This is a genomic window from Janibacter limosus, assembly GCF_004295485.1.
Lineage (GTDB): Bacteria > Actinomycetota > Actinomycetes > Actinomycetales > Dermatophilaceae > Janibacter > Janibacter limosus_A.
The window spans coordinates 890,663-916,904 of sequence record NZ_CP036164.1 but is presented as its reverse complement, the minus strand read 5'-3'; the positions used below and the strand labels follow the sequence as shown (position 1 = coordinate 916,904).

General features: G+C 72.1%; 23 protein-coding genes and 1 riboswitch. Of the genes, 13 read left to right on the top strand and 10 right to left on the bottom strand.

Features of this window, described 5'->3' with window-relative positions; all coding sequences use genetic code 11:
* Positions 1-127: 127 nt before the first annotated feature.
* Positions 128-1,354, bottom strand: coding sequence for an IS110 family transposase (locus EXU32_RS04435; protein ID WP_130628815.1), 1,227 nt, complete (start codon positions 1,352-1,354; stop codon positions 128-130).
* 247 nt (positions 1,355-1,601) lie between these two features.
* Between EXU32_RS04435 and EXU32_RS04430 the strand changes: the two genes are divergently transcribed.
* Positions 1,602-6,209: an ATP-dependent helicase gene (locus tag EXU32_RS04430; protein ID WP_130628814.1), complete on the top strand. Its 4,608-nt coding sequence runs from the start codon at positions 1,602-1,604 to the stop codon at positions 6,207-6,209.
* A 3-nt stretch (positions 6,210-6,212) separates the two neighbouring features.
* Positions 6,213-7,076: an Fpg/Nei family DNA glycosylase gene (locus EXU32_RS04425; protein ID WP_130628813.1), complete on the top strand. Its 864-nt coding sequence runs from the start codon at positions 6,213-6,215 to the stop codon at positions 7,074-7,076.
* 106 nt (positions 7,077-7,182) lie between these two features.
* Here EXU32_RS04425 and EXU32_RS04420 read toward each other — a convergent pair whose 3' ends face one another.
* The 5 genes from EXU32_RS04420 to EXU32_RS04400 form a co-directional block, all read right to left on the bottom strand.
* Positions 7,183-7,482, bottom strand: a complete 300-nt coding sequence (locus tag EXU32_RS04420; protein ID WP_130628812.1) for a helix-turn-helix domain-containing protein — start codon at positions 7,480-7,482, stop codon at positions 7,183-7,185.
* 81 nt (positions 7,483-7,563) lie between these two features.
* On the bottom strand, positions 7,564-8,040 hold the full coding sequence (locus EXU32_RS04415; RefSeq protein WP_130628811.1) for a CinA family protein: 477 nt from the start codon (positions 8,038-8,040) through the stop codon (positions 7,564-7,566).
* Positions 8,030-8,680 carry a CDP-diacylglycerol--glycerol-3-phosphate 3-phosphatidyltransferase gene (gene pgsA / locus EXU32_RS04410; protein ID WP_431603047.1) on the bottom strand — a complete coding sequence of 217 codons (651 nt, stop codon included), beginning with the start codon at positions 8,678-8,680 and terminating at the stop codon, positions 8,030-8,032. The genes EXU32_RS04415 and pgsA overlap by 11 nt, the downstream gene beginning before the upstream one ends.
* Positions 8,677-10,083, bottom strand: a complete 1,407-nt coding sequence (rimO, locus tag EXU32_RS04405) for a 30S ribosomal protein S12 methylthiotransferase RimO (RefSeq protein ID WP_130628810.1) — start codon at positions 10,081-10,083, stop codon at positions 8,677-8,679. Before rimO ends, pgsA begins: the two co-directional genes overlap by 4 nt.
* 51 nt (positions 10,084-10,134) lie before the next feature.
* Complete coding sequence (locus tag EXU32_RS04400; RefSeq protein WP_130628809.1) at positions 10,135-10,839, bottom strand: ion channel; 705 nt, start codon at positions 10,837-10,839, stop codon at positions 10,135-10,137.
* Between the two features lie 22 nt (positions 10,840-10,861).
* On the opposite strand from EXU32_RS04400, the gene EXU32_RS04395 reads away from it, so the two are divergent.
* Positions 10,862-11,890: a TlpA family protein disulfide reductase gene (locus EXU32_RS04395; RefSeq protein WP_130628808.1), complete on the top strand. Its 1,029-nt coding sequence runs from the start codon at positions 10,862-10,864 to the stop codon at positions 11,888-11,890.
* On the opposite strand, the gene EXU32_RS04390 is transcribed toward EXU32_RS04395, so the two are convergent.
* Positions 11,874-14,735: a DNA translocase FtsK gene (locus tag EXU32_RS04390; protein WP_130628807.1), complete on the bottom strand. Its 2,862-nt coding sequence runs from the start codon at positions 14,733-14,735 to the stop codon at positions 11,874-11,876. The two genes, EXU32_RS04395 and EXU32_RS04390, sit on opposite strands and share 17 nt — an antisense overlap.
* 110 nt (positions 14,736-14,845) lie before the next feature.
* On the opposite strand from EXU32_RS04390, the gene EXU32_RS04385 reads away from it, so the two are divergent.
* Positions 14,846-15,490, top strand: coding sequence for a prepilin peptidase (locus EXU32_RS04385; RefSeq protein ID WP_130628806.1), 645 nt, complete (start codon positions 14,846-14,848; stop codon positions 15,488-15,490).
* Between the two features lie 74 nt (positions 15,491-15,564).
* Positions 15,565-15,680: riboswitch (SAM riboswitch) on the top strand.
* Positions 15,681-15,720: 40 nt separating this feature from the next.
* Positions 15,721-16,935, top strand: a complete 1,215-nt coding sequence (locus EXU32_RS04380) for an aminotransferase class V-fold PLP-dependent enzyme (RefSeq protein ID WP_130628805.1) — start codon at positions 15,721-15,723, stop codon at positions 16,933-16,935.
* A 70-nt stretch (positions 16,936-17,005) separates the two neighbouring features.
* Here EXU32_RS04380 and EXU32_RS04375 read toward each other — a convergent pair whose 3' ends face one another.
* Together EXU32_RS04375 and dapA are read right to left on the bottom strand one after the other, a co-directional pair.
* A complete protein-coding gene (locus EXU32_RS04375) occupies positions 17,006-18,691 on the bottom strand; it encodes a ribonuclease J (RefSeq protein WP_130628804.1) in 1,686 nt (561 codons plus the stop codon).
* Positions 18,688-19,584, bottom strand: coding sequence for a 4-hydroxy-tetrahydrodipicolinate synthase (gene dapA / locus EXU32_RS04370; protein WP_130628803.1), 897 nt, complete (start codon positions 19,582-19,584; stop codon positions 18,688-18,690). Before dapA ends, EXU32_RS04375 begins: the two co-directional genes overlap by 4 nt.
* Before the next feature lie 43 nt (positions 19,585-19,627).
* On the opposite strand from dapA, the gene EXU32_RS04365 reads away from it, so the two are divergent.
* From EXU32_RS04365 to EXU32_RS04350, 4 genes are read left to right on the top strand one after another with little or no spacing between them, the layout of a single operon-like run.
* Positions 19,628-20,437, top strand: coding sequence for a thymidylate synthase (locus EXU32_RS04365; RefSeq protein ID WP_130631043.1), 810 nt, complete (start codon positions 19,628-19,630; stop codon positions 20,435-20,437).
* A complete protein-coding gene (locus tag EXU32_RS04360) occupies positions 20,434-21,396 on the top strand; it encodes a dihydrofolate reductase (RefSeq protein WP_130628802.1) in 963 nt (320 codons plus the stop codon). Before EXU32_RS04365 ends, EXU32_RS04360 begins: the two co-directional genes overlap by 4 nt.
* Positions 21,397-21,455: 59 nt before the next feature.
* Entirely contained in the window at positions 21,456-22,085 is a 630-nt protein-coding gene (locus EXU32_RS04355) for a SatD family protein (RefSeq protein ID WP_130628801.1), read from the top strand.
* Positions 22,082-22,846: a hypothetical protein gene (locus tag EXU32_RS04350; RefSeq protein WP_130628800.1), complete on the top strand. Its 765-nt coding sequence runs from the start codon at positions 22,082-22,084 to the stop codon at positions 22,844-22,846. The genes EXU32_RS04355 and EXU32_RS04350 overlap by 4 nt, the downstream gene beginning before the upstream one ends.
* Before the next feature lie 21 nt (positions 22,847-22,867).
* Here EXU32_RS04350 and EXU32_RS04345 read toward each other — a convergent pair whose 3' ends face one another.
* On the bottom strand, positions 22,868-23,857 hold the full coding sequence (locus tag EXU32_RS04345) for an SMP-30/gluconolactonase/LRE family protein (protein WP_130628799.1): 990 nt from the start codon (positions 23,855-23,857) through the stop codon (positions 22,868-22,870).
* Positions 23,858-23,932: 75 nt separating this feature from the next.
* On the opposite strand from EXU32_RS04345, the gene EXU32_RS04340 reads away from it, so the two are divergent.
* Genes EXU32_RS04340 through EXU32_RS04325 form a run of 4 tightly spaced genes read left to right on the top strand, consistent with a single transcriptional unit; the run spans position 23,933 to position 26,238 of the window.
* Positions 23,933-24,655: an enoyl-CoA hydratase-related protein gene (locus EXU32_RS04340; protein WP_130628798.1), complete on the top strand. Its 723-nt coding sequence runs from the start codon at positions 23,933-23,935 to the stop codon at positions 24,653-24,655.
* The gene (locus tag EXU32_RS04335; RefSeq protein ID WP_130628797.1) at positions 24,655-25,209 is read left to right on the top strand and encodes a GNAT family N-acetyltransferase; all 555 of its coding nucleotides are present in this window, start codon (positions 24,655-24,657) and stop codon (positions 25,207-25,209) included. Before EXU32_RS04340 ends, EXU32_RS04335 begins: the two co-directional genes overlap by 1 nt.
* Positions 25,199-25,921 (top strand): AzlC family ABC transporter permease, encoded by a 723-nt coding sequence (locus tag EXU32_RS04330; protein ID WP_130628796.1) that lies wholly within the window; start codon positions 25,199-25,201, stop codon positions 25,919-25,921. The genes EXU32_RS04335 and EXU32_RS04330 overlap by 11 nt, the downstream gene beginning before the upstream one ends.
* Positions 25,918-26,238 (top strand): AzlD domain-containing protein, encoded by a 321-nt coding sequence (locus tag EXU32_RS04325; RefSeq protein WP_130628795.1) that lies wholly within the window; start codon positions 25,918-25,920, stop codon positions 26,236-26,238. The genes EXU32_RS04330 and EXU32_RS04325 overlap by 4 nt, the downstream gene beginning before the upstream one ends.
* Positions 26,239-26,242 lie beyond the last annotated feature (4 nt).

The following is a 26,242-nucleotide window of genomic DNA, read 5'->3' as shown; positions in this document are numbered from 1 at the left end:
CGACCCAGATCGCCCACGTGCTGGACCTCCTGAAGCGCTGAACCTCGGAGCCTCGGCGTCGAGGCTCGCCGCGGAGGGACCCGCACCTCAGCCAGTGTCAGGGCGTGGTTGATGCTCCTATTGATTGTCAAGCGGCGGTGAGCCAGGCGCGGTAGGCGTTGGCGAGGTCGTCGTCTCGTCTGGTGCCTCGTTCGAGGGTGGAGATGCGTGCGGGCCAGACGCCGAAGTGTTGGGCGGCGCTGGTCAAGGTGATGTTCTTGGCCTGTCTCATCGGTCGTAGGTCGTCGATGGCGGGCACGGTGATGGTCCGGGTGAGGTATTTGAAGATCTCGCGGGCGATGGCTCGCTTGAGGCGGCGCAGGATCTCCTTGCTGGAGCGGCCTTTGTCGCGTTGTCGCTGGACGTAGCCGCGGGTCTGGGCGTGGCTGACCATGCGCACCAGAGCGATGCGGTGTAGTGCGCTGTTGGCCGCGCGGTCTCCTCCTCGCGACAGCCGGTAGCGGTTGGTTTTGCCCGAGGACGCGGGTACGGGCGCAGTCCCACACAGCGCGGCGAACGACGCCTCGTGGCTGAGGCGTTCGGGGTTGCCCCCGGCGGTGATCAGCAGTTGTGCTGCGGTGTCCGGGCCGACGCCGTGGGCGCCGAGCAGGCCGGGGTTGAGCGTGCGGACGATGGCCGTGATGTCGGCTTCGAGGTCGCTGGCCTGCTCGTCCAAGAAGGCGTGGCGGGCGGCGAGGTCTTTCATCGCTCGCAGCACGGCGCCACCGACCAGGTCATCCCGGTTGGGGCGACAGCGAGCGAGTGTCTCGACCAGTCGAGCGTTGTTCAGGTCGCGGTACTTCTCCCGGATGCCGTCGGGGGCGGTGATCAGGAGTTGTTGGATCTGGTGGATCGTCGCGGTGCGGGCCTTGACGGCTGAGCGTCGCGCGGTGTGCAGGGCGCGCAGACCGAGGATCTTCTCGTCCTTGGGCGCCGAGGTCGATCGCCCCGACAGCACGGCGCGGGCTGCGTGGTAGGCGTCGATGGGGTCGGACTTGCCTTGTTTGCGGCGCACGGTCTTGTCGGGTCGCAGGACTTCCCGCACGTCCATACCGGCCGCGGCGCAGGCCCGGGCGATGCCTGCCCCGTAGGAGCTGGTGCCCTCGATCCCGACACGCTCGATCACGCCATGGGCCTGAAGGAAGTCGGTCGCTGCGCGGTACCCGGCGAGCGTGGTGAGGAATTCTTCGTCGGCGACATCGCGCCCTACAACGGTCACCACGGCCACGTGGATGGTGTCGGCGTGGGTGTCGATGCCGCCGACGACCTCCTCCACGGCTTCGTGGTCTGGGTATGTCGGTGCTGCTGCTGTCATGCTGGAAGCGCCCTTCTCGGCTGTCGTCGACTGGGTGACGTCGGCCGTGGGCGGTCAGACAGGACACTGGTGAGGAACTGCCAAGCTCTTATCAGGTCATGACCGCCCCGGCCGGCGGCGAGCCCGAGGGGCCGGACAGATCAACTGGAAGGCAACCCAACAGGGCGCCAGTCGGAGGGTGAGTCACGACCCCTCGGACCCTGATTCCATCATCAGTGTCGGGGGTCGGTGGCAGGCTGGGGCTGCCATGACAGACGTCCTCGACAGCTTCTCCCCCGCGACCGCGACGTGGTTCCGCGACAGCTTCGCCGCGCCCACCCCTGCGCAGGTGGGGGCCTGGAGCGCGATCAACGCCGGCAGTCATGCACTAGTCGTCGCGCCGACCGGCTCGGGCAAGACCTTGTCCGCCTTCCTCTCCGCCCTCGACCGGCTCTCCTCGGCTCCCCGACCCGAGGACCCCAAGGCCCGCTGCCGGGTCCTCTACATCTCCCCGCTCAAGGCGCTGGCCGTCGACGTCGAGCGCAACCTGCGAGCACCGCTCGTGGGCATCGGCCACGCCGCGGACCGGCTGGGGCTCCCGGCGCCGCAGGTCTCGGTCTCGGTCCGCTCGGGCGACACCCCGGCGAGCGAGCGTCGCGCCTTCGCCAGGACCCCGACCGACGTCCTCATCACGACACCGGAGTCGCTCTTCCTCATGCTCACCTCCGGGGTGCGCGACGCGCTCCGCGGGGTCGACACGATCATCATCGACGAGATCCACGCCCTCGCGGGCACCAAGCGCGGTGCCCACCTGGCGCTGTCGCTGGAGCGTCTCGACGCGCTGCTCGACTCCCCCGCCCAGCGCATCGGGCTGTCCGCGACGGTCCGCCCGGTCGACGAGGTCGCCCGCTTCCTCGCGGGCGGCCGACCCGTCGAGATCGTCCAGCCCACCTCGACCAAGTCGTGGCAGCTCGACGTCGTCGTCCCCGTCGCCGACCTCACCGAGCTCGGCGAGTCGACCGGTGACCTCTCCGGCGCGGCGGCCGGCGAGGAGCGCCGGGCGTCGATCTGGCCGCACGTCGAGGAACGGGTCGTCGACCTCGTCGAGCAGCACCGATCGACCCTCGTCTTCGTCAACTCCCGTCGCCTCGGCGAGCGCCTCACCGGACGGCTCAACGAGATCCACGCCGAGAGGACGACGCCGCCGGAAGCGGTCGAGGCCACCGGGGCGACCACCCCCGGCAGACCGCCCGCAGAGATCATGGCCCAGTCGGGTACCTCCACCGGTGCGCCGCCCGTCCTCGCCCGTGCCCACCACGGGTCCGTGAGCAAGGAGCAGCGGGCCCTCATCGAGGAGGACCTCAAGGCCGGACGCCTGCCCTGCGTCGTCGCGACGTCGAGCCTGGAGCTCGGCATCGACATGGGCGCCATCGACCTCGTCATCCAGATCGAGTCACCGCCCTCGGTGGCCTCGGGCCTGCAGCGCGTCGGTCGCGCCGGGCACCAGGTCGGCGCCGTGAGCCACGGCGTCGTGCTGCCCAAGTTCCGCGGCGACCTCGTCCAGTCGGCCGTCGTCGTCGAGCGGATGCGCGCCGGCGAGATCGAGGCCATGCACGTCCCGGCCAACCCGCTCGACGTGCTCGCCCAGCAGGTCGTCGCGATGTGCGCCCTCGACGACTGGCAGGTCGAGGAGGTGGAGGCGCTCGTGCGGCGGGCGGCCCCCTTCGCCTCCCTGCCGAGCACGCTGCTGCACGCGACCCTCGACATGCTGGCCGGGCGCTACCCGTCCGAGGACTTCGCGGAGCTGCGACCACGCATCACGTGGGACCGGGTCGCCGGCACGATCGTCGGCCGGCGTGGGGCGCAGCGGCTCGCGGTGACGAGCGGCGGGACCATCCCTGACCGCGGGCTCTACGGCGTCTTCCTCGCCTCCGGCGACGGTCCCGGACGACGGGTCGGCGAGCTCGACGAGGAGATGGTCTACGAGTCCCGCGTCGGTGACGTCTTCACCCTCGGCACGAGCAGCTGGCGCATCGAGGACATCACCCACGACCAGGTCCTCGTCACGCCCGCCCCCGGTCAGCCCGGCCGACTGCCCTTCTGGCACGGCGACCAGCTGGGGCGACCGGCCGAGCTGGGCGCCGCGGTCGGCGCCTTCGTCCGCGAGGTCGGCGCACTGCCGGCGAAGGGAGCCCACGCGCGCCTCGAGCAGGCCGGCCTCGACGATTGGGCCCGCGACAACCTGCTCGCCTACCTCGAGGAGCAGCGCACCGCCACCGGTCACCTGCCCGACGACCGCACGATCGTCGTCGAGCGCTTCCGCGACGAGATCGGCGACTGGCGGGTCGCCCTGCACTCGCCCTTCGGCGCGCAGGTCCACGCCCCGTGGGCGCTGGCCATCGCCGGCCGCATGCGCCAGCACTTCGGCATCGACGTGCAGGCGATGCACGGTGACGACGGGATCGTGCTGCGGCTGCCGGACCTCGAGCTGGACCCCACCGGCTTCGCCGAGGTCCTCGACCTGATCACCCTCGACCCGGCCGACGTCGAGAGGGCCGTCACCGAGGAGATCGGCGGATCGGCGCTCTTCGCCGCGCGCTTCCGCGAGTGCGCAGCACGTGCTCTGCTGCTCCCCCGACGTCGCCCCGACCGACGACAACCGCTGTGGCAGCAGCGCCAGCGGTCCGCCGCGCTGCTCCAGGTGGCGAGCGGCCACTCCGACTTCCCGATCGTCCTGGAGGCCGTGCGCGAGTGCCTGCAGGACGTCTTCGACGTCCCCGCCCTCACCCAGCTGATGACCCACATCGCAGGACGGCGGGTCACCCTCGTCGACGTCGAGAGCCAGCGCCCCTCCCCCTTCGCCGCGTCGTTGATGTTCGGCTATGTCGCTCAGTTCCTCTACGAGGGCGACTCCCCTCTCGCCGAGCGACGGGCCGCCGCGCTGACCCTCGACCCGAGCCTGCTCGCCGACCTGCTGGGCCGCGGCGAGCAGCTGGCCCTCGCGGACCTGCTCGACCCCGCCGCCGTGGAGCGCACCGCCGCCGAGCTGCAGTGCCTGACCCCCGAGCGTGCCGCCCGCGACGGTGAGGACCTGCTCGACCTGCTGCGGGTCCTCGGACCGCTCGGCGTCCCCGAGCTCGACCGGCGCAGCCGGCTCGACGAGGCCGCGGTCCGCGCCGCGCTCACCGACCTCGAGGCGAGTCGCCAGGTCATCCCCGTCAGGGTGGCCGGCGAGGACCGCTGGGCGAGCACCGAGGACGGCGCCCGGCTGCGCGACGCCCTCGGCGTGAGCCTGCCGCAGGGACTCGCGGACTCGATGCTCGCACCGTCGGGTGACCCCCTCGGCGAGCTCACCAGCCGCTACGCCCGCACCCACGTCCCCTTCGCCGCGACCGACCTGGCCGCGCACTACGGCATCGGTCGTGCGGTCGCCACCGACGCGCTGCGCCGTCTGGTGCAGACCGGGCGCCTCGTCGAGGGCGACCTGCTGCCCGTCGAGTGCGGCGGGCGCGGCGGGGAGTTCTGCGACGCCGAGGTGCTGCGCACCCTGCGCCGGCGCTCTCTGGCTGCACTACGGCACGAGGTCGAGCCCGTCGAGCCTCGCCAGTACGCGCGCTTCCTGCCGGCCTGGCAGGGAGTCGGGACCCGCATGCGCGGCCGCGACGGCGTGCTGCGGGTCGTCGAGCAGCTGAGCGGCGTGCGTGTGCCGGCCAGCGCCTTGGAGTCACTCGTCCTGCCGGCCCGCATCGACGACACCGTCGGCCCACTGCTGGACGACCTCATGGCGACCGGCCAGGTGCTGTGGGCAGGTCACGGCAGCCTCCCCGGCGACGACGCGTGGATCAGCCTGCACCTCGCCGACGGAGCCGAGACGACACTGCCGGCCGCCGACACCACGGACCTGACCGACGTGGAGGCACGGGTGCTCGCGGCCCTCTCGGGCGGCGGCGCCTACTTCTTCCGCGACCTGTCCGACGCCGTCGCCCGCGATCGGGTCGAGGGCCAGGACCCCGTCGACGACGACGCGCTCGCCGACGTCCTGTGGTCGCTGGCCCACCGGGGACTCGTCACCGGGGACACACTCGCCCCGGTGCGCGGGTTGCTCGCCGGCGGGCGGACGGCCCACAAGCCGCAACGGCGGCCGGCTGCCCGCGGTCGCTACGGCGGTCGACCGAGGCTGGGCCGCGCCAGCCTGCCGCAGCGCAGCGGACCCCCACGTGCGGCCGGACGATGGTCGGTGCTCCCGGCCGCAGAGACCGACCCCACCCTCCGGCTCCACGCCACGGCAGAGGGGCTGCTCGACCGCCACGGCGTCGTGACGCGCGGGGCCGTCGTCGCCGAGGAGGTCCAGGGCGGGTTCGCCGCCGTCCACCGGGTGCTCGGCGCCGCCGAGGAAGCCGGTCAGGTGCGACGCGGGTACTTCATCGAGGGTCTGGGCGCCTCGCAGTTCGCCGTCCCCGGCGCAGTCGACGAGGTGCGCTCGTCCCGCGCGCCCGAGGGTGCCGTGGTCCTGGCGGCCACGGACCCGGCCAACCCGTGGGGGGCCGCGCTGCGCTGGCCCGAGCGGGACTCGGGGCACCAACCCGGGCGCAAGGCCGGCGCACTCGTCGTCGCCGTCGACGGGCAGCTCGTCCTCTATGTCGAGCGAGGTGGTCGCACCCTGCTCTCCTGGGAGAGCGACGAGGACTCGCTGTCCCTGGCCGCGCGTGGTCTCGCCGACGCCGTCCACCGTGGGGCGCTCGGGCGCCTGACGGTGCAGCGCGCCGATGGCGCCCCCGTGCTCGGGTCCGACGACCCGCTCGCCCAGGCCCTGACCGGTGCGGGCTTCACGATGACGCCCCGCGGCCTGCGACTTCGGCCCGGCGGGCGGGGCTGACCGGTGCCCGAGGGAGACACCGTCTGGCGCACCGCGCAGCGGCTCCACGCCGCCCTGGCCGGGCGGCCGGCGACGCTCGTGGACATCCGGTGGGGCGAGGTCGACGAGGCGCCCCTGCGCGGCGCCGTCGTCGACGAGGTGGTGCCGCGCGGCAAGCACCTGCTCCACCGACTCGACTCGGGATGGACCCTCCACACGCACCTGCGCATGGAGGGGTCGTGGCGGGTCGAGGCCGCCGGGTCGGACGCAGCCGCCCGCGCCCTGCGACGACCCGACCTGCGCGCTGCGATCGGCAACGACGACTGGACCACCCTCGGGCTGCGACTGGGCGAGCTCGACGTCGTGCGCCGCACCGACGAGCACCTGCTCGTCGGTCACCTCGGCCCGGACGTGCTGGGCGCCGACTGGGACCCGGCCGACGCGGCCCGACGCATCCTCGGGTCGAGCGCCGGCACCTCGATTGCCGCGGCACTCCTCGACCAGCGGGTCCTGGCCGGGGTCGGGACGTTCTGGGCGAGCGAGGCGCTCTTCGTGCAGCGACTGCACCCCTGGCGCGAGGCGAGCGCCCTGTCACCGGAGGAGGCCGATGCCCTCGTCGCGCGGGTCCACGAGCTCATGCTGCGCGGTCGGGAGCATGCGATCCAGTCCTCGACCGGCATCCTGCGCAACGATGCGCGCTCGTGGGTCCACGCTCGCTCCGGTCGTCCCTGCCGGCGCTGCGGCGAGACCGTGCGAGTGGCTCCGCTGGGCCGGCTGGGTCCGGACCGGGTCTTCTTCTCCTGCCCGCAGTGCCAGGGCGGTCTCGCCCCCACGGACGACGGACGGCCACAGGCCCCGCTGGGTGCACGTCGACGCGCACGACCTTAAGGAGATGCGCCCCACCTGCGCATGACCTCAAGGAGATGCGGTGCCGGGGATGCGGGTGTGACGGGAAGTGATGTGAGGCGAGGCGGGGTGGGGCTCGGCCGACAACTCAGGCGGCGGAGACGACGTCCTCGGACCGGGTGGGCACGGGCAGGGTGACGGGCGCGCTCGCGCGCTCGACCCTGCGGGCCCGGTGGGCGACCTCGGTGAAGACGATCGACAGCGGCATGTCGAGGGCGGAGCAGATCGAGGCGAGCAGCTCGGAGCTGGCCTCTTTTTCGCCGCGCTCGATCTCACTCAGGTAGCCCAGGGAGACCGAGGCCCTGGCGGAGATGTCGCGCAGGGTGCGCCCCTGCCCACGGCGTGCGTCACGCAGCACGTCTCCGAGCTCCTCGCGTAGCAACACCATCAGGTCCACCTCCTTGCCTCGTCGTCTGGCACCACGGTACAACGCTCCACCGTCAACCGTCAGGAGGAGTCCCGCACAGGGTCAGGACGCGCCCATGACGGCCCCGTGAGCGAGGTCGATCACCGCGACCACGGCTGCGACACGCACGGTCGCTCGCCCTCCGGTCAACGCCAGCCGACGGGTCGTGATTCCTGACGGCGTCGCGCAGGCCAGCCACACGGTCCCCGCGGGATGTCCCTCGCTGGGGCCGGGACCGGCCACGCCGGTCGTCGCGACGGCGACGTCCACGCCGAGGCGACGCTGTGCCCCCTTCGCCATCTGGGTGACGACCTGCTCGTCGACGGTGCCGACCCGCTCGACCAGGTCGGGATCGACGTCGAGGAGCGAGATCTTGATCGCGGGGTCGTAGGCGACCACGGAGCCGGTGAAGACCCGCGACGCGCCGGGCACCTCGACGAGCGTCGCGGCGACGAGGCCACCGGTGAGCGACTCCGCGGTCGCGAGCGTCCATCCCCGCTCGGCGAGGAGGGCGAGCAGTGCTGCGGCGTCAGCGCTCACGCGCGGCCTTGCGCTCTCGCTTCAGCCGGGCGCGGTCGCTCGTCGAGCGCAGGGTCAGTGCCTTCATGACGTAGTCGGCCGCCGTGGCGATCGTGACCACGAGGGCCGCGATCAGGATGGCCCACGCCAGGCCGCGCCAGAGCCACTCGAGCGGCAGGGTGTCCAGCGGGATGACGAAGAGGCCGATCGCCAGGGCCTGGAGGAAGGTCTTGATCTTGCCCCCGCGGCTGGCGGGCATGACGCCGTGCCGGATGACCCAGAAGCGCATGGCCGTGATGCCGAGCTCGCGGGCGATGATGACCACGGTGATCCACCACGGGATCTCGTCGATCATCGACAAGGTGATGAAGCCGGCGCCCGTGAGCGCCTTGTCGGCGATGGGGTCGGCGACCTTGCCGAAGGTCGTGACCAGTCCCTTGGCCCGCGCGATGTCCCCGTCGATGCGGTCGGTGATGATCGCGACGGCGAAGACGCCCCATGCCCACCAGCGGGTGCCGGTGTCCTGGCCGCCGTCGCTCAGGACGAGCCACACGAAGACCGGGACGAGGAGGATGCGCATCACCGTCAGGGCGTTGGGCAGGTTCCACGGGCTCGGCTCGGGGACGGGCATGGAGATGCCGTCGGAGTCCTGGGTGCTCACCGGTTGACCTCTGCGACGAGGTCGATGCCTTCGGTGCCGACCACCACCGCGGTGACGAGCGCACCCACCTCGACCCCGGAGAGGTCACCGGCGAGCAGCGTGACCCCGTCGACGTCGGGTCCCTGGTGCTCGGCCCGGCCGCTCATCTCGCCGGTCTCCGCGTCGACCTCCTCGACGAGGACCTGCAGGACCTCGCCGATGCGCTCCTCGGCGCGCTGGGCGGTCAGCTCCTCGACGAGGTCCCGGATGCGCTCGACGCGCTCGGCGATGGTGTCCGCGTCGATCTTGCCGTCGAGCAGCTCGCCCTCGGTGCCGTCCTCGTCGGAGTACCCGAAGACGCCCACGACGTCGAGGCGGGCGGCGAGGAGGAAGCGCTCGAGCTCGTCGACATCGGCCTCGGTCTCGCCGGGGAAGCCGAGGATGACATTGGAGCGGATACCGGCCTCAGGCTGGCGCTCACGGATGCCGTCGATGAGCGAGAGGAAGGCGTCGGTGTCGCCGAAGCGCCGCATCCGGCGCAGGAGCGGCCCCGACGCGTGCTGGAAGGAGATGTCGTACCACGGGACGACCCCGGGGATGCTCGCCATGGCCCGCAGCAGCCCGGGACGGATCTCGGCGGGCTGCAGGTAGGACACCCGCACCCGCTCGACGCCCTCGATGGCCACCAGCTCGGGCAGCAGCGCCTCCATCAGGTCGAGGTCGCCGAGGTCCTTGCCGTAGGACGTGGAGTTCTCGCTGACGAGGAAGAGCTCGCGCACCCCCTGGGAGGCGAGCCACCTCCCTTCGGCCACGACATCGCTCGGGCGACGTGAGACGAAGGCCCCGCGGAAGGTCGGGATGGCGCAGAAGGAGCAGCGGCGGTCGCAGCCCGAGGCGATCTTGAGCGGGGCCCAGGGCCGGTCGTCGAGCCGGGCCCGGGGCAGGTCGCCGCCCGTGTTGTGCCCCGGGAGGGCGACGTCGCTGGCGTCGCGGTCGACCGGGGAGATGGGCAGCAGCTTGCGACGGTCGCCGGGCGTGTGCGCCTCGGGTGCGTGACCGTCGAGGACGGCGCGCAGGTGGCTGGACATGTCGGCGTAGGAGTCGAAGCCGAGCACGGCGTCGGCCTCGGGCAGCTCGTCGGCCAGCTCCTTGCCGTAGCGCTCCGCGAGGCAGCCGACGGCCACGACCTTCTGCGTCCTGCCGTGCTCGCGCAGGTCACTCGCCTCGAGGATCGCGTCGATCGAGTCCTTCTTGGCCTGCTCGATGAAGCCGCAGGTGTTGACGACGGCGACATCGGCCTGCGCAGCATCGTCGACGAGGGTCCAACCCTCGGCGGACAGGCGGCCGGCGAGCTCCTCGGAGTCCACGTCGTTACGGGTACAGCCCAGGGTGACGAGGGCGACGCTGCGGGAGGGGACGGACATGCCCCCACTCTAGGCGGCCGACGCAGGTCCGTCGGCCACCGGCGGGCCGGGTCAGTTGCGCGAACGCATCACGGCCATGGCCACGAGACGGGAGATGACCATGGCGACGTAGAGGGCCCCACCGAGCTGCTCGAGGATCACAGCGGCTCGTGCCTGCGGCTCGACGGCCGCGATGTCCGACAGCCCGACACCGGCCAGGTTGGCCGCCGAGAAGGACAACAGCTCCAGGAAGCTGCGGTGCTCCCCCGGCGCGAAGCCGACGAAGGAGCCGGGGGCCAGCGTCTGGATCGCCCCGTAGAGGTAGGCGAAGGCGAAGAGGAGGACGGTGAAGGCCGCCCCGACGGCGAACATCTCGTCCTTGGTCACCCACGAGTCGGCGAACATGTAGGCCACGAGGCCGTAGGCGACGTACATGTAGAAGATGGCGAGCAAGAAGTAGGCGAGGAAGGCCACGGCGGTGTTGTCCTCGTCGATCACCGACCAGACCTCGAAGATGAAGGCGGGCAGGCCGATGAGCAGGGCCAGCCAGGTCAGTCCCGGGGTGGAGCGCACGACCCAGATCCCGAAGGTCACGGCGACGAGGGACAGGCTGGTGATGACCGCCCGACCCCAGTACGCGGACTCCACCCACGGGAGCAGCAGGATCGCCAGGAGCTGGATGCTCACGAGGATCGCCGACGGTTGCTTGCGGACGACCGCGGCCCAGTACCGGGTTCCGGTCGGGCGGCTGTCCAGCTCGTACCAGGCCTTCGTCATGGGGCAACCCTAGACTCGCACCGTGCCCGACAGCCCCCTCATCCTCCCGCCGCTGCTCATCGCGGTCCTCCTGCTGATCAGTGGTGCCGCCAAGGTGCGTCACCCCGAGGAGACGCGCAGCGCCTTCAGCCAGCTGCGCCTGCCCGGACTGCTCACCGACAGCCCCGCCCCGCGGGTCCTGCCGTGGGCCGAGATCGTCCTGGCCCTCGCCCTGCTGGCGGTCCCGGCCCCCTTCGCCGTGGTGGTCGCGGTCGTGGCGCTGGCGCTCTTCGTCTCCTACCTCGTGGTGATCGTGCGGGCGCTGGGCTTCGGCTACCCGGTCACCTGCAGCTGCTTCGGTCGGCTGGGACTGGGCGAGGTCACCCGACGCACGGCCGTGCGCAATGTCCTGCTCGTCGTCCTGGCGCTGCTCGCCGTCTGGTCGGCCACCGCACCGGACTCCGTCGTCGTGCGGCTCGCGACGGCCCGGGCCGAGACCTGGCTGTGGCTGGCGCTCGTGGTGCTGACGGTCGCCGTGGTCGTCGTGACCTTCGGCGGGACGAAGGGAGGGCCCCTCGCGTCCCCCATCGCCACCGACGACGCTGCCGAGGGCGAGATCGTGGATTACGCCCGCCAGCCCCTGCCCTACGCCGCGCTCGAGGACGAGACCGGCCAGTCCCTGTCGCTGCGCTCCCTGGTGAGCAACGGCGCGACGATGCTCGTCTTCGTCTCCCCCGGCTGTGGGCCCTGCGCGACGCCGATCGAGCGGATCCCCGCGTGGGACGAGCTGCTCGGCCCGGTGGCGGTGCGAGCCGTCGTGTCGCTACCGCTCGAGACGACGCTGGCCGCGGTGCCGCACCTGGCCGAGCGCATCCTGCACGACCCGCAGGCGACCCTGGCGCGGATCTTCGGCATCGGCACCCCCGGCGCGGTGCTGCTGGGTGGTGACGGCCTGCTGGCAGGTGGTCCGGTGCAGGGCAGCACCGAGGTGCTGGCCTTCGTCGACGACGTGCACGCCGAGCTGGTCGAGGCGGGTGTCGTGGAGGCCGGGGAGATCAGCCCCGGTCAGTGAGCGACCAGGCGTCCTCGTCGTCGTCCTCGCTCCACTCCTCGACCACCTCGGTCCCGATCGGGTCCTCGGGGTAACGGTTGTAGGGCTGCGCGGGTGGCCCCGTGCGCACGTCGATGACTGCGGTGTCGTCGGTGACCGGCACCGGCGGTGCGGCGTCGACCGACTCGATCGGCTCGTCGTCCTCGGCCTCGGCCGTGGGCTCCTCGAGGGGCGGCGGCTCCTCCCCCTTCATCAGGGCGAGGGTGGTCGGGAGCTCCTCGGGCGTGATGAGCACGTCGCGGGCCTTGGACCCCTCGGAGGGGCCGACGACGCCGCGCGACTCGAGCAGGTCCATGAGGCGCCCGGCCTTGGCGAAGCCGACCCGCAGCTTGCGCTGGAGCATCGACGTCGAGCCGAACTGCGTCGTGACGACGAGCTCGGTCGCCTGCAGCAGCACGTCGAGGTCGTCACCGATGTCCTCGTCGATGTGCTTCTTGGGTGCCTCCACCGGGGCCACGTCCTCGCGGTAGACCGGCTTGAGCTGGCCGGTCACGTGCGCGACGACGTCCTCGATCTCGGACTCGGTGACCCATGCGCCCTGGACACGCATCGGCTTGGACTTGCCCATCGGCAGGAAGAGCGCGTCACCCTGGCCGAGCAGCTTCTCCGCGCCCGGCTGGTCGAGGACGACCCGGGAGTCGGCGAGCGAGGAGGTCGCGAAGGCCATCCGCGAGGGCACGTTGGCCTTGATCAGACCGGTCACGACGTCCACGGACGGGCGCTGGGTCGCCAGCACCAGGTGGATGCCGGCCGCACGGGCCAGCTGGGTGATGCGCACGATCGAGTCCTCGACATCGCGCGGGGCGACCATCATCAGGTCGGCGAGCTCGTCGACGATCACCAGCAGGTAGGGGTAGGGCTGGATGACCCGCTCGCTGCCCGGGATCGGCTGTACCTTGCCCGCCCGGACGGCCTTGTTGTAGTCGTCGACGTGCTTGTAGCCGGAGCTGGCGAGGTCGTCGTAGCGCATGTCCATCTCGCGCACGACCCACTGCAGCGCCTCGGCGGCCTTCTTGGCGTTGGTGATGATCGGGGTGATGAGGTGCGGGATGCCCTCGTAGGCCGTCAGCTCCACGCGCTTGGGGTCGACGAGCACCATGCGCACCTCGTCGGGCGTGGAGCGCATGAGTATCGAGGTGATCATCGAGTTGACGAAGGAGGACTTGCCCGAGCCGGTGGCGCCGGCCACGAGGAGGTGGGGCATCTTGGCCAGGTTGGCGATGACGTAGCCGCCCTCGACGTCCTTGCCGACACCCATGACCATCGGGTGCTCGTTGTTGCGCGAGACGTCCGAGCGCAGCACGTCGCCGAGGCAGACCATCTCCTTGTCGGCATTGGGGATCTCGATGCCGATGGCGGACTTGCCCGGGATCGGGCTGAGGATGCGCACGTCCGCCGAGGCGACGGCGTAGGCGATGTTCTTGGACAGCGCGGTGACCCGCTCGACCTTGACACCCGGGCCGAGCTCGACGACGTAGCGGGTGACGGTCGGTCCGCGGTGGAAGCCGGTGACGTGGGCGTCGATGCCGAACTCGTCCAGCGTGTTGGTGAGGGCCTCGACGACCTTGTCGTTGGCCGCCGAGCGCTCCTTGTGCGGAGCCCCCGGCTTGAGGTGGCTGCTGTCGGGGAGGGTGTAGGTGACGTCCCCCGCGAGGGCCAGCTGCTCGACCCGCTGCGGCAGCTGCGTCGTCGGCGGTGCCTCGAGGACCGTCTTGTCGGTCGGCTTGATCGGGGCGACGACGGGGTTCTTGGTCGGTCGCTTCTCTCCCGGGCGGGGACCGCCCGCCTCCGCCTGCGCGGTCTCGGCGCTCTCGTCGACCTCCGCGGTCGCCGCCGTGGTGGAGCCTGCGTCGGCGGCGCCGCGGCGCTTGCGGCCCCTGCCGACCGGCTGCACGACCGCGGCCTGGTCGAAGGCGGTGTCGCCGTCACGCTCGCCCGAGAGCGCGTCGTCGGCGGGGTCGATGACCCGGCGCCGGCGGGCCCGGGTGACCGCGGCCTTGGGCGCGTCCTGGCGCGCGTCGACCTCGGCCGAGGTCACGTGGCTCGGAACCTCTCCGGTGAAGGCTGCCCGCACGTAGGCCAGGCGCTGCGGGACCTCGTGCAGCGGGGTCCCCGTGAGGAGCAGGAGGCTGAAGAGCCCCAGCAGGACGAGCAGGATGGTGGCCGGCCACGGCGTGACCGCGGTGGCCAGCGGGTCGGAGGCGAGGAAGCCGAAGATGCCACCGGCGTCGCGCATCGGACCGGCGCCGTCGGGCGGCTGCGGGATGTCCTTGGCGATGTGGGTCAGCCCGGAGGCGGCGAAGAGGCCCATGATCGCGCCGAACCCCAGGCGGGCGTCGGCTGCGGAGTCGCCCTCGGAGCGGAGCAGACGCACGCCGAGGAGGAGCAGGACGATGGGCAGGGCGTAGGCCACCCGACCGAAGGTGCCGGCGAAGACGGCGTGCACGATGTCACCGAAGGTGCCCGACAGGCCCCACCACTCGCGCACGGCCACGACGAGCGCCAGCGCGAGGGCGAGGAAGCCCCACCCGTCGCGGCGGTGCTCAGGCTCGATCTGGCTGGCGCTGTGGCCGATCCGCCGCACTCCCGAGCCGGTCGCGTGGGCGACGCCCATCCAGGTCTTGTGCACCGCGGCCAGTGGCAGGGGCAGGCCGCCCCCTGAAGCCGATGAGGTGCGGGAGGCGGAGGTCTTCCCCTTGGCAGCGGTCTTGGCAGGGGCCTTGCGACCCGCTGGGCGGGTGCTGCCCTTGGGGCGCGACGAGGCGCCCTTGGTGCTGCGCGAGGTGGTCGACGGACGAGTGGCCATGTTCCGCAGGGTAGGCGAAAGCCACCCCTGACACACGCGTCACACGCGCAACAGGGCCAACCTGTGGGTATCCGTCGGCGCGCGGCTCGTGCGCCCAGTAGCGTCGCCGCATGGACCCCCGCACCCCGCTCGTCGTGCTCGCGGCGCTCGCCTGCGGTCTCGTCGGGTGGCAGTGGTTGCGCGCCGGCACCTACCGACGACCGGGCGAAGGGGGTCCCCTCCCCCGCCATCTCTGGGTCCCGGCGCTCGCTCCCTTCGTCGGGCTGGCCGTGGAGCGCTCGCTGACGGACCGCCCCTGGCCGGTGCTGCTCGCCCCCCTGACCCTCGGCCTCGTCGGCCTGGTCCTCGCGGCAGTCGACGCCGACGTCCACCGCCTGCCCAACGCGCTCACCGTGCCGCTCGTCCCGGTCGCCGCGGTCCTGCTCACCGGAGCCTCCGCCGCGACCGGCGACTGGGGTGCTCTGGCCAGGGCCACCGTCGCAGCGGTCCTGGTCGGCGGCGTGGCAATCCTCCTGGCCTTCTTCCTCCACGGCCGATCCATCGGCATGGGCGACGCCAAGCTGCTCGTCTCGATCGCCCCGACCCTGGCGTGGCTGGGGTGGGCGCAGCTCGTCGTGGGGATCTGGTTGGGCTTCGTCCTCGGCGGGATCGTCGCTCTCGCACTGCTGCTCGCCCGGCGGGCGACCCGCTCGACGCAGCTGGCCTTCGGCCCCTGGCTCGTCGCCGGCGCGGTCCTGGCCATCGCCCTGGCCTGATGTCCCACGTTGCGAGACGACCTCGGTGAGCGCTCGACAGCCCCCCGAACCGGTGCGCTACTGTCCTGACCCAAGGTCACGAGTACCAGCGACAAGCCCCGGCTAGCTGGTCGGCAACCCTCCTTCCGCGGTGGGGTGCTCCGGGTGACGACCTGGCCGGCGACGACCAGTTGCCCGGCAAGCGCGGACCCGTGGCGACGCTCGGGTCCACAGGACCCAGGAGCACTGTCATGACCGTTTCCGATGTGCACACCACCACCCTCCTGCCCGAGCTCGTCTCCGCCGGGCTGAGCTACCGCGACAAGGACGGCTCGGTCGTCGAGTACGCCCACCTCGACCACGGCGCCACCACGCCCGCCTTCGCCGCCGTCGCCCAGGAGGTGGCCGCCGCTGCGGTGACCTACTCCTCCGTGCACCGCGGCGCAGGCTTCGCCTCGCGCGTGACCAGCTCACGCTACGAGCAGGCCCGCGAGAGCGTCGCCGACTTCGTCGGGGCGCGCGAGGACGACCAGGTCGTCTTCACCCGCAACACGACCGACTCCTTCAACCTGCTGGCGCGGGCACTGCCCGAGGGGACCAAGGTCTTCGTCTTCGCCTCCGAGCACCACGCCGCGCTGCTCCCGTGGGGCGATGCGCTGCGCCTGCCGGTGCCGCACAGCCACGACGAGGCCGTCGACCTGCTCGACCAGGCCCTGCGCAACCACCCTGCCGAGCACCGACTGGTCGTCGCGACCGGCGCCTCCAATGTCACCGGTGAGCACTGGCCGATCGAGCGGCTCTCGGCGCTGGCCCGCCAGCACGGCGCCCGCTTCGCCCTCGACGCCGCCCAGGTCGCGCCCCACCGCCGGGTCGACATCGAGGCCCTCGGCATCGACTGGGTCGCCTTCAGCGGTCACAAGATCTACGCCCCCTTCGGCGCCGGGGTGCTCGTCGGCCGCAGGGACTGGCTCGACGCCGCCGACCCCTACCTCGCCGGCGGCGGCGCGTCGGCCCACGTCGGGCCCGACACGACCGAGTGGGCCTGCGGCCCGGCCCGCCACGAGGCCGGCTCCCCCAACGTCCTCGGCGCCGTCGCGCTGGCCACGGCCTGCGAGATCATCGCCGAGCACGAGCGGGCCATCGTCGACCACGAGCAGGCACTGCGCATCCGACTCCTCGCGGGCCTCGCCGGGATCGAGGGCGTGCACGTGCACACCCTCTTCGGTGGTGGGGACGGCGCTCCCGTCGCGTCGATCACCGTCGACGGGTACGACAGCGGTGAGGTCGCGCGCATCCTCGGCGACGACCACGGCATCGGCGTGCGGGACGGCAAGTTCTGCGCCCACCTGCTCGTCGACGACCTGCTCTCGGAGCACGAGCAGGACAGCGCCGTGCGGATCAGCGCCGGCCTCGGGAGCACCCCCGAGCACATCGACCGGCTCCTGGCCGCGCTGCGCGCCCTCTGACCGAGCCCTCCTCGGGCGAGGCGAAGGGAGGTCCCGGCAGGCTCCCTTCGCCTCGGCAGGAGGTACCCGCTCAGGCCTCGATGACCACCGGGATGATCATCGGGCGCCGGCGGATCTTGCCGCCCACCCAGCCACCGATGGCGCGGCGCACGACGCGCTGCAGCTGGTGGGTGTCGGTCGTGCCCTTGCTCGCGGCCTCGTCGAGGGCCGCGATGATCGTGGGCTTGACCTGGGTGAAGATCTCGTCGTCCTCGGCGAAGCCGCGGGCGGTGATCTCCGGACCGGCGATGACCTTGCCGGTCGAGGAGTCGACGACGATGGTCACGGAGATGAAGCCCTCGTCGCGCAGGATGCGGCGGTCCTTGAGCAGGTCCTCGGTGGCCCCGCCGACGCTCGAGCCGTCGACGTAGACGTAGCCGCACGGCACGGACCCGACGATCCGGGCGCGCCCGTCGACGAGGTCGGCCACGACACCGTCCTCGGCGAGCACGACATGGTCGGGGTCGACGCCGGTCTGCATCGCCAGATCGGCATTGGCGACGAGGTGGCGCCACTCGCCGTGGACCGGCATGACATTGCGCGGCTTGACGATGTTGTAGCAGTAGAGCAGCTCGCCGGCACTCGCGTGGCCCGAGACGTGCACCTTGGCGTTGCCCTTGTGGACCACGTCGGCGCCGAGCCGCATCAGGCCGTTGATGACGCGGTAGACGGCATTCTCGTTGCCGGGGATGAGGCTGGAGGCGAGCAGCACGGTGTCGCCGTCGCCGACGTCGATGCGGTGGTCGCGGTTGGCCATCCGTGACAGTGCCGCCATCGGCTCGCCCTGGCTGCCGGTGCAGATGAGCACGATCTCGTCGTCGGGGAAGGTGTCGAGCTTCTTGACGTCGACGAGCACGCCGTCGGGGACGTGGAGGTAGCCCAGGTCGGCGGCGATGCCCATGTTGCGCACCATCGAGCGTCCGACCATCGCGACCTTGCGGCCGTTGCGCTCGGCGGCGTCGAGCACCTGCTGGACGCGGTGCACGTGGCTGGAGAAGCAGGCCACGATGATCCGGCGCTGGGCCGTGCGGAAGACGGTGTCGATCGCCGGCGCGATCTCCCGCTCGGGGGTCGTGAAGCCGGGCACCTCGGCGTTGGTGGAGTCGGTGAGGAAGAGGTCGACCCCCTCCTCGCCGACCCGGGCGAAGGCGCGCAGGTCGGTCAGCCGCTTGTCCAGCGGCAGCTGGTCCATCTTGAAGTCGCCCGTGTGCAGCAGGGTCCCGCCCGCGGTGCGCACGAAGACGGCCAGGGCGTCGGGGATCGAGTGGTTGACGGCGATGAACTCGCAGTCGAAGACTCCGAAGGACTCGCGCCCGCCCTCCTTGACCCCGAGGGTGAAGGGCTTGATCCGGTGCTCCTTGAGCTTGGCCTCGATGAGCGCCAGCGTGAGCATCGACCCGACGAGCGGGATGTCGGGCTTGTGACGCAGCAGGTAGGGCACCGCGCCGATGTGGTCCTCGTGCCCGTGGGTCAGCACGATCGCCTGGATGTCGTCGAGACGGTCGAGGATGTACTCGAAGTCCGGGAGGATCAGGTCGACGCCGGGCTGGTGGTCCTCCGGGAAGAGGACCCCGCAGTCGACGACGAGCAGCTGCCCCTCGTGCTCGATGACCGTCATGTTGCGCCCGACCTCGCCCAGGCCGCCCAGCGCGACGACCCGCACCGCGCCCGGCTCCAGCGGTGGAGGAGACGCGAGGTCCGGGTGCGGGTGGCTCACGCAGCGACCCCGATCCCGGAGGCGGACAGACCGGCGCGCAGGACCTCGAGGTGCTCCGGCGGGCCCTCGACGTAGGGCAGCCGGACGGTCGCGTGCGCGATGACCCCGAGCTCGACGAGCGCGGCCTTGGCCATGATCGCGCCCTGCGAGGTCGACATCAGGGCATTGACGACCGGGATGAGGCGGTGGTGGATCGACCGGGCGGTCGCCAGGTCGCCGGCGTCGACTGCGGCGACCATGTCGGCGTACTGGCGCCCGGCCACATGGCCGACGACGGAGACGATGCCGTGGGCGCCCTGCGCGAGGTGCGCGAGGTTGTGCTCGTCGGCGCCGGAGTACCAGAGCAGATCGGTCGCGGCCATGACCTGCGAGGAGGCCCACAGGTCTCCCTTCGCGTCCTTGACGGCGAGGATCCGCTCGTGGTCGGCCAGCGCGACGAGCGTCTCCACGGCGAAGGGGGTCGCGGTGCGCCCCGGGATGTCGTAGAGCATGATCGGCAGCTCGGCAGCGTCGGCGATGGCGCGCGTGTGGGCGAGCAGACCGGACTGGGTGGGCTTGTTGTAGTACGGGGAGACGACGAGCAGACCGTCGGCGCCGGCGCGAGTTGCCTCGCCGGCCATCTGGATGGCGTGCGCCGTGTTGTTGGACCCGACTCCGGCCGTGACGGCGAGACGGTCGCCGGCGGCGGCCTTGACGGCTTCGACCATCGCGATGCTCTCGGCGGAGCTCAGCGTCGGGGACTCGCCGGTCGTGCCGTTGACGACGACGCCGTCGTGCCCGGTCGCGACGAGGTGCTCGACGACAGCGGCCACACCCTGGGTGTCGACCGAGCCGTCAGGGTTCATGGGGGTGACCATCGCGGTGATCACCCTGCCGAAGGGGGAAGTCGTCATGCTGGTCAGCGTAGCCGTCGGTGGGGGCGTCTATCGTGACGCCATGCGCCAGTACCTCGACCTCCTCGAGCACGTCCGCGACCACGGGGTCGACAAGTCCGACCGCACCGGTACGGGGACCCGCAGCGTCTTCGGTCACCAGATGCGCTTCGACCTGTCGCAGGGCTTCCCGGCCCTGACGACCAAGAAGCTGCACCTGCGATCGATCATCGGTGAGCTGCTGTGGTTCCTGCGTGGTGACACCAATGTCCGGTGGCTGCAGGAGCGCGGGATCTCCATCTGGGACGAGTGGGCCGACGAGCAGGGTGACCTCGGTCCGGTCTACGGCCACCAGTGGCGCTCCTGGCCGGCGCCCGACGGGTCGACCATCGACCAGATCAGCCAGGTCATCGATGCCCTGCGCACCAACCCCGACAGCCGCCGTCACATCGTCTCCGCGTGGAATGTCGCGGAGGTCGGCGAGATGGCCCTGCCCCCGTGCCACACGATGTTCCAGTTCTACGTGACGCCGGCTCAGGACGGTCACCGGGCGAAGCTGTCCTGCCAGCTCTACCAGCGCAGCGCCGACATCTTCCTTGGCGTGCCCTTCAACATCGCCTCCTACGCCCTGCTGACGATGATGGTCGCCCAGCAGGTCGACATGGACCCGGGTGAGTTCGTCCACACCCTCGGTGACGCGCACCTCTACAGCAACCACCTGGAGCAGGCCGACCTGCAGCTGACCCGCTCCCCCGGCCCCTTGCCGCGCATGGAGATCACGCCGCGCGACTCGATCGACGCCTACGAGCTCGACGACTTCACCCTCGTCGGGTACGAGGCCGCGCCCACGATCAAGGCACCGATCGCCGTATGAGGCTGCCGCGACCGACTCCCGAGAGCCTGCGGGGCAGGGTCCCGCTCCTCGCCGCGTCCTACGCCGTGATGACCCGGACGAGCGAGGACGAGGGCGTCGAGGTCCTGCTGCAGCTGCGGCAGGGCACCGGCTTCATGGACGGCTGGTGGGCCTGCGGCGCCGCCGGTCACATCGAGGACGCGGGCTCACCCGTCGAGGCCCTGCACCGTGAGGTCGAGGAGGAGCTCGGGGTCCGGGTCCTCGCCGCGGCCCCGCTCACCACGGTCCAGCGCAGCACGCTCGCCGGCCCGCGTGAGCAGCGCGCCGACTTCTTCTTCCACGTCACGCAGTGGTCCGGCGAGCCCACCCTGCGCGAGCCCGACAAGGCGGCCGAGCTGCGCTGGTGGCCGCTGGCGCAGCTGCCCGAGCGGGTCGTGCCGCACGAGCGCCTCGTGCTCGAGGGGCTGCGCGACGGGGGGCTGCCCCCCTTCGTCGAGATGGGTCACGACCAGCGGCTCGTCCTCGTCGCCGCGCTGGGAGCCAACCGCGCCATCGGGGTCGACGGCGGCATGCCGTGGCACCTCCCCGAGGACCTCAAGCACTTCAAGGCGCTCACGATGGGTGGCGTGATGCTCATGGGGCGGCGCACCTGGGACTCGATCGGCCGGGCCCTGCCCGGCCGGACGACGGTCGTCATCACCTCCGACCACGACTGGAGCGCTCCGGGCGCCATTGCCGTGCACTCCCTGGCGGAGGCCCTCGTCGTCGGCGGGCCCGGTGAGGTCTTCGTCGTCGGCGGCGGCGAGATCTACCGACAGACGATCGACCTGGCCTCCCGGCTCGAGCTGACCGAGATCGACGCGTCGCCCGACGCCGAGGTCTTCTTCCCGCAGATCGACCCGCAGGTGTGGCGCGAGGTCCGCCGCGACCCGCGTGACGGCTTCGACTTCGTCACCTACGAACGTAACGTCATTGGTTGATTCACCCTTGGATCGACTCCACAGGTTTATTTGTTGGTGAATCACGCTAGGGTGTTCAGATGACCATGATGGCCACCCTCATCGGCGACGTCGTCGGCTCCCGCACGGCAGCCGACCGCGGGCAGCTGCATGCCCGTCTCGAGGAGGTCATCGCCGAGGTCAACGTGGCCACCCAGCCGGTGCACCCGGTCCGGATCACCGTCGGCGACGAGTTCCAGGGCGCGTGGGAGCGCCGTGGCCAGGCCTCGCACGCCGCCCTGCTCCTGCGCACCGGGCTGCTGCCCGAGGTCGAGACCCGCTACGGCCTGTCCTACGGCGAGGTCGCCTCCCTCAGCGAGGACGGCAGCGTGCAGGACGGCCCCGGATGGTGGCGGGCCCGCGAGGCCATCACCTTGGCGAAGGGGGCCGAGGGCTCCGCCCGCGCGGACAGCCGTCTCGTGCGCACCCGGTGGCGCGAGGACTCCTCCGTCGGACTGGTGCTCGATGCCGCGCTGCAGCACCGGGACCTGCTCCTCGCCGACCTCGACGACCGGTCCCGACGCCTGCTGCGCGGGCTGCTCGCCGGCACCACCCAGAAGGCCCTGGCGCAGGCCGAGCAGATCTCCCCCACCGCCGTCTCCCGCCGGGTCCACCGCGACGCCCTCGACCACATCGTCACCCTCGACACCGAGCTGGAGGCCCTGCCGTGACCGTCCTGTCAGCCCTCCTCGTCGCGATCGGTCTCGCCGACCTGCTGCGCAGCCTGCATCCCCGGCCGGCCGCCTCCGCGCGCGAGATCCGCTGGGTCCCCATCGCCGGTGTGCTCGTGCTCGTCGTCATCGCTGCGACCTGCGGGCTCCTCGCGACGTGGGGCGGTGTGGTGCTGACGACCCTGGCGGTCATCGGCCTCGTCGCCTGGTTGATCTGCGCCGAGGAGGCCGACCGCGGCACCGGCCACCGGCGGGCCCTGGCTGTCTTCGCCGGAGCCCTGCTCGTCCAGCTCCTCGGGTCGGGCTGGGCACCGCCGGTCACCGGGTGGCTCGCGCGGTGGCTGACCTGGAGCCAGCTGCCCTGGCAGCCGGAGCCGGACCGGGCCCTGCTGCTCGCCGGGCTCGTGCTCGTCCAGCTCGCCACGGGCAACCGGGTCGTCCGACTCGTCCTGGTCACCACCGGCGCGCTCCCCCCGGGGCCGCTCGCCGGCGGGGCCGACGGCGAGCTGCGCGGCGGTCGGCTGCTCGGCCCCCTCGAGCGCATCTTCATCCTGGGACTGGGTCTGGCCGGTGAGCTCACCGCGGCGGGACTCGTGATCGCGGCCAAGGGGCTCATCCGCTGGCCCGAGCTGAAGTCGCACTCCAGGACCGACGAGGACGGCCGCCGACCGTCGGACATCGACAAGGTCACCGAGTACTTCCTCGTCGGCAGCTTCGTCAGCTGGCTGGTGGCGATGACCGCCCTCGTGCTCGCCTCCTGAGCCCCAGCGTCGCGGCCACGGTCAGCGCGGCACGTCGATATACGCGATCGCGGGCTCGACGAGACTGCCCAGCCAGACCCGCCCGTCGTGCTCACGCACCCCGGTCGCCATGTGCCACTGCGTGGCGTCCGCACACAGGTCATGGACGAGCCTCCCCTCGTCGTCGTGGGCGGTCACGCGCACGGTGCGCTGCGGGCTGGGCTTGAGTGCCTCCGGCAGGCGCAGCGCCAGGTCGCGCAGCCGTTGCGGTCCGCGTTGGAGCAGCCCCAGCACCGGGTCGGGCGGCGACGCGATGGCCGACCAGATCAGTCCGTCCGACCCGCGGGAGATGTTGTCGGGGTACCCGGGCAGGCCGCTGACGAAGACCTCGTCCTGCGCGGGCTCGACCTCGCTCCCCACCTCGGCGACGACGTGGCCGGCCATCGGCCGACCATCGCTCAACCGCACCCGTCGGATCCGACGCCGGGCCAGCTCGGCGACGAGGACCATGCTCTCGTCCCTGGCGAGCGCCACCCCGTTGGCGAAGGCCACCCCGTCGAGGACGGTGGTCACCGTGCCATCGACGTCGCGCCGCAGGAGGCGCCCGCTGCGGGTGTGCTCGACGAGGTCGGACTTCCAGGCGTCGATGCCCCACCGGCGCGAGGAGTCGCTGAACCAGATCGTGCCGTCGGCGGCCACCGCCGCGTTGTTGGTGAAGAGCATCGCCGTGCCGTCGACATGGGTCACGAGCTCCTCGACGCCACCGTCCCCGTCGACGTCGACCGCGAGCAGGCCGCGCACGGCGTCGCACACGAGGAGGCGGCCGTCGGGCAGCCACTCCAGGCCCAGCGGCCGGCCTCCGGTCTCGACGACCCGCTCGCTGTGCCGTCCGTCCGGGGAGACGGCGATGATCGCGCCGTCCACCGTGCCCGTCCACACCCGCGAGTCCGGGCCGACGAGCACGTCCTCGGCACCGGTCCCGGGGACCGGCACCCGGGTGAGCGCGACCTGTGTCGGTGAGCCTGTGTCCATGCGCTCAACCTAGGCCCTCCACCCTGCCGAAGGGAGGGCTGCGGCACCCCCTTCGCCGCTCCGTATGCTGGCTCGGTGCCCATCCTCAGCGAGACCACCGATGCCGTCACCGTCGTGACCATCGACCGAACCCACCGCCGCAACGCGCTGGACCTGACGGCTCTGGAGGAGCTCCACGCAGCGGTCGTCACGGCCCTCGACGCCGGGTCGCGCGCGCTCGTGCTGACGGGCGCCGAGGGGCACTTCTGCGCCGGAGCGGACCTCACCGAGCTCGAGGACGTCTCCTTCACCGAGCGTCTCGCCGAGGTCCTGCAGCACCTCGCCGCCGCACCGATCACCACCATCGCCGCGATCTCCGGGTCGTGCATGGGCCTGGGCATGCAGCTGGCCGTCGCGTGCGACCTGCGGGTCGTCGACTCCCCCGCTCGCTTCGCCGTCCCCGTGGCAAAGCTGGGGCTCATGGTCGACAAGTGGACGCTCGACCGGGTCGCCCGCCTCTGGGGCGAGGGCGCTGCTCGCCACATGGTCCTGACCGCCGCCGTGCTCACCGACGACGACGCCTGGCGCCTCGGCTTCGCCCAGGAGCGCGGCGACCTCGACGTCGCCATCGACCTGGCCCGCCGGGCAGTACCGCTCGCCCCGCTGTCGCAGTCCGGGTCAAAGCTCGGCATGGGCGCGATCCCCGCCCCCGATGCCGTCTACTCCGAGGCCTTCGCCCGGGCCTGGGCCAGCAAGGACCTCGTCGAGGGCCAGCGCGCCTTCGGCGAGCGGCGCACCCCGTCCTTCGAGGGGCGCTGATGACCTCCGCCGACGCGAGCGTCCGCAGCGCCACGGTCAACGACGCGCCCGCGGTCGGGCAGACCCAGGCCCTCGTCTGGCAGGAGGCCTACGACGGCATCGTCCCGCCACAGGTGCATGCCGCCTTCGACCCGCAGGCCTTCGCGGCCGGCTGGAGGGACTCCCTTCGCACCCCACCGGAGGGGGTCCACCGCCTCCTCGTCTCCTGTGCAGGCGACGCGGTCGTCGGGTTCGTCGCGATCGGACCGAGCCAGGACCCGGACGCCGGCCAGACGACGGGCGAGATCACCGCGCTGGGCGTGCACCCGATGCACCGCCGGCAGGGCCACGGCTCACGCCTGGTCAACGCCGCCGTCGACATCCTGCGTGAGGCGGGGGCCGAGCACGTGGCAATCTGGTGCCTGGTCGAGCACGAGTCGCTGCGCGCCTTCCTCACCGGCTCAGGGCTCACCCCCGACGGCGCCTTCCGCGACCGGGTCATCTCGCCGGAGGAGGACACCGCCCGCGAGGTGCGCCTCGTCGCCACCCTCGTGGAGGAGCCGGGTGACGACTGACCCACTGGTCGTCGAGCACGCCGCAGCACGTCGTCAGGGACTCTCCGTCGGCCTGGCGACCGGCATCTACGGCGTGAGCTTCGGAGCGCTGGGGATCGCTGCCGGGCTCGACCTGTGGCAGACCGTGGCCCTGTCGCTGCTGCTCTTCACCGGCGGGTCCCAGTTCGCCTTCATCGGCATCATCAGCGCCGGCGGCAACCCCGTCACCGCTGTCGTCACCTCGACCCTCCTCGGGATCCGCAACGGCCTCTACGGTCTGCAGCTCGCACGGGTCCTGCGCCTGACGGGCTGGCGCCGGGCCGCTGCCGCCCATCTGACGATCGACGAGTCGACCGCCGTCGCCCTCGCCCAGCAGGACCCCGCCGTCCAGCGGACCGGCTTCTGGGCCGGCGGACTGGGTGTCTTCACCTTCTGGAACCTCTCGACCCTCGTCGGCGCCGTCGTCGGCAACGCCATCGGGGACCCACGGGTGTGGGGGCTCGACGCAGCGGCTGCCGCCGCCTTCGTCGGGCTCATCTGGCCACGGCTGCGGGACCGCACGGGTCGGGTGACCGCGGCCCTGGCCGCGGCCATCGCGCTCATCGCCTTCGGGCCGACGCCCGCCGGCGTCCCGGTGCTCCTCGCTGCACTCGCTGCCGTCGTCGTCGGCCTGATCTCCTCCGCACCGAGCCGCGCCCGCGACCTCGAGCAGCCCGAGGGAGACCTGCTGTGAGCACCACCGTGCTGTGGGCCGCGGTCCTGGCCGCCTGCGTCCTGGGTTTCGCGACGAAGTACCTCGGTCACCTCGTCCCCGAGACGCTCGTCGACGGGCCTCGACGCTCGCGGGTCATCGGCCTGCTGCCGGTCGCCCTGCTCGCCGGCCTCGTCGTCACGCAGACGGTCGGCGGCGACGAGGGCATCGTGCTCGATGCCCGGCTCGTCGCCGTCGCCCTGGCCGTCGTCCTGCTGTGGCTGCGGGCCAACTTCGTCATCGTCGTCCTCGCCGCGGCCGCCCTCGCCGCCGCGCTGCGAGCGCTGGGCTGGGGCTGACCGC